The 2,164-nt window shown below is 52.0% G+C and carries 5 protein-coding genes; all 5 read right to left on the bottom strand.

Going from position 1 to position 2,164, the window contains the following annotated elements; genetic code table 11:
* Positions 1 to 230: 230 nt before the first annotated feature.
* Entirely contained in the window at positions 231 to 695 is a 465-nt protein-coding gene (locus tag T370_RS0121725) for a TspO/MBR family protein (protein WP_029436994.1), read from the bottom strand.
* A gap of 215 nt (positions 696 to 910) precedes the next feature.
* Positions 911 to 1,378: a type II TA system antitoxin MqsA family protein gene (locus T370_RS0121715; protein ID WP_081847625.1), complete on the bottom strand. Its 468-nt coding sequence runs from the start codon at positions 1,376 to 1,378 to the stop codon at positions 911 to 913.
* Positions 1,365 to 1,676 (bottom strand): type II toxin-antitoxin system MqsR family toxin, encoded by a 312-nt coding sequence (locus T370_RS0121710; protein WP_009378632.1) that lies wholly within the window; start codon positions 1,674 to 1,676, stop codon positions 1,365 to 1,367. The genes T370_RS0121715 and T370_RS0121710 overlap by 14 nt, the downstream gene beginning before the upstream one ends.
* 21 nt (positions 1,677 to 1,697) lie before the next feature.
* Positions 1,698 to 1,904, bottom strand: a complete 207-nt coding sequence (locus T370_RS0121705; protein WP_009378633.1) for a helix-turn-helix domain-containing protein — start codon at positions 1,902 to 1,904, stop codon at positions 1,698 to 1,700.
* Positions 1,904 to 2,164 (bottom strand): terminase gpA endonuclease subunit (locus T370_RS23305; RefSeq protein WP_034507575.1); only part of this gene is annotated, 261 nt, incomplete at its 5' end. The genes T370_RS0121705 and T370_RS23305, both read right to left, overlap by 1 nt.

The raw sequence follows: 2,164 nt of genomic DNA, 5'->3' as shown, positions 1-2,164 counted from the left end.
TGTACGACTTGCCCGTGGACGCCGCCTTGTACGCGGCCTTCCAACAGGCGATCAGATCGAGGAGTTCTTCACGTGTCCAGATGGTGCTCATAGTGTGCTACACATAGCACGAAAAAATGTGCAAGTCTGGCACTGTGGGGAATATGGGGAATGTGGGCACAAAAAATTTTCAAAAAAACGAAAAAAAGCCCGGCGCGGGGCCGGGCGAAGAGAACGAGGCAAAAAATGTTTTAGTTATGCAGGGCGACATGAAAATTCAGGTACCAAGCGAAGGCTACCCATAGGATATAGGGAAAAAACAAATACGAACTGACCTTGTTATGAGGATAGGCGCGCCATGCGTAATACAACAGCAGTGCGAGAAGACCCGTTATCACCATCATGCCGGCCCACGGGCTGTGGAAAAAGAAAAAGACGACGCTCCAAAAAAAATTCAGCACGAGCTGGCCCACAAAAAGGCCGGTGACCATCTTATAATCAGGAGCCTTGCGCTTCTTCCATACGAGCCCGATGGAAACGCCCATCAGAATATACAGCAGAACCCACACAACCGCGAAGACCACACCGGGGGGCGTAAGAACCGATTTGTCCAACTGCGGATACCATGACTGAAGAGCATCGCTTTGCAACAGGCTCGATAACTCCCCCACTGCCAAACAAGCAGCTATGCCGATAACGATGGGTAAGTATTTCATGGTGCCTCCTTCAAAGCGGAACCTGCTCTCTTTATTAGATAGCTACTTACTCATCCGCCCTTTGGAATCCACTATTTTTACTTCCGCAAAAAAGAGAAGCCTGAACAAGGTGACGAAATGTCAGCCAAAGAGCTTCCCGATCTCCCATCTCAATACACTCATCCAGCATTTCCGTCGCCATGTTGGGATGGGCTCGGTACATCGCCGCCATCCCCTCATCGAACGGCACAGCTCCGTTGCATTTCCTGCCCTGGAGTTCCTCCCTTCCTTCTGTCAACATTTGCGGCACACTCCTTGGCGAATTCCCCCAGTTCCGGCCTTTTTTCGATCATCTCAAACAGGACTTCCAAAGATTTCGGAGGGGCTATTTTGCCGCGCTCATAACGTGAAAAGGCATTGACTCCCCCACCAAACATAGCTGCGGCCTCCTTTTGGTCGAGGCCGAGCTTCTTTCGCACGCTTTGGATACGTTCAGGATTGAACTGGCTGGCATTCACAGAAGCGTTGAAGGCCAACATCTCCTTGTTCAACCTCTGCGATTCCTCACGCGACAGCACCGCCTCTCCGCAATCCTGGCAGTATTCGCCTTCCACAAGAAATGAGGTCGTCTGCCCTTTGTATGTGTATTGCTCTTCCCGTACTTCGTGGCGCACATCCGCGCTCCCACATTCAGGACAAATCATTCTTCAACTCCTTAAAAGATACCAGCAAAACATCTTCAATAACGGTCAGCTTGACATAGAGCATCCCCACTGCCGAGGCATGTCTGTACACGTCCTGCCATACCTTATGATTATTGTATGTTGTCATGCTTTTATAAAATTCTCCTCGATTCAACGCGAGGAGTTCCTGCATCACCGCTTCTTCGGTGAAGTCAAGAGCGGCGGCACTGGCGGTCGCCGTTTTGGTCATGTTGAAACGGCCTTCTGAGATCAACTCTTTCACACGCTGCAACGGGCAATGGGGCTTGTTCTTTTCCATGTTTTATACTAACCATTTTGGTTATTTTGTCAAGGTTATTCGTTCGGAAAATCCTTTTGCAAGAATATGTTCCAAATTTTCACGGGAAAACCACCGATACCGTTTTCCTGTTCCGTATATGGGAACCTTTCCCTCCCTCACCAGCCTGTAGAGATGCGTCTTGCTGCACCCGAGGATTTCGCAAGCCTGTTGCCAGTTGAGGCGATCCGACAAGTCGTATAGCGCCATCACGACCTCCGCAGGTTCGCCAGGCGCGAACCGATGCCGCCCCCGCCGCGTTCGGACGGGCGCGGGGGACGGGCGGGCTTTTTCGCTTCCTCGTCCGGTCTGCGGCGATGCCGGACGTTCAGGATGAACGCGAACGCCCGCTGCATGACCTCGCAGTCCCAGAAATGGTTCGGCTTGTTCGCCGGGTTTTCCCATCCCTGCTTCTCGTCGTCCCAGACCTCGGCGCACAGTTCCTTGGCGTACTGTTCAAGCTGCCCGCC

The sequence above is a fragment of the Bilophila wadsworthia ATCC 49260 genome (assembly GCF_000701705.1).
Classification (GTDB): Bacteria; Desulfobacterota; Desulfovibrionia; order Desulfovibrionales; family Desulfovibrionaceae; genus Bilophila; species Bilophila wadsworthia.
The sequence above is the reverse complement of the archived record's forward strand: the minus strand, read 5'-3'. Positions and strand labels throughout refer to the sequence as shown.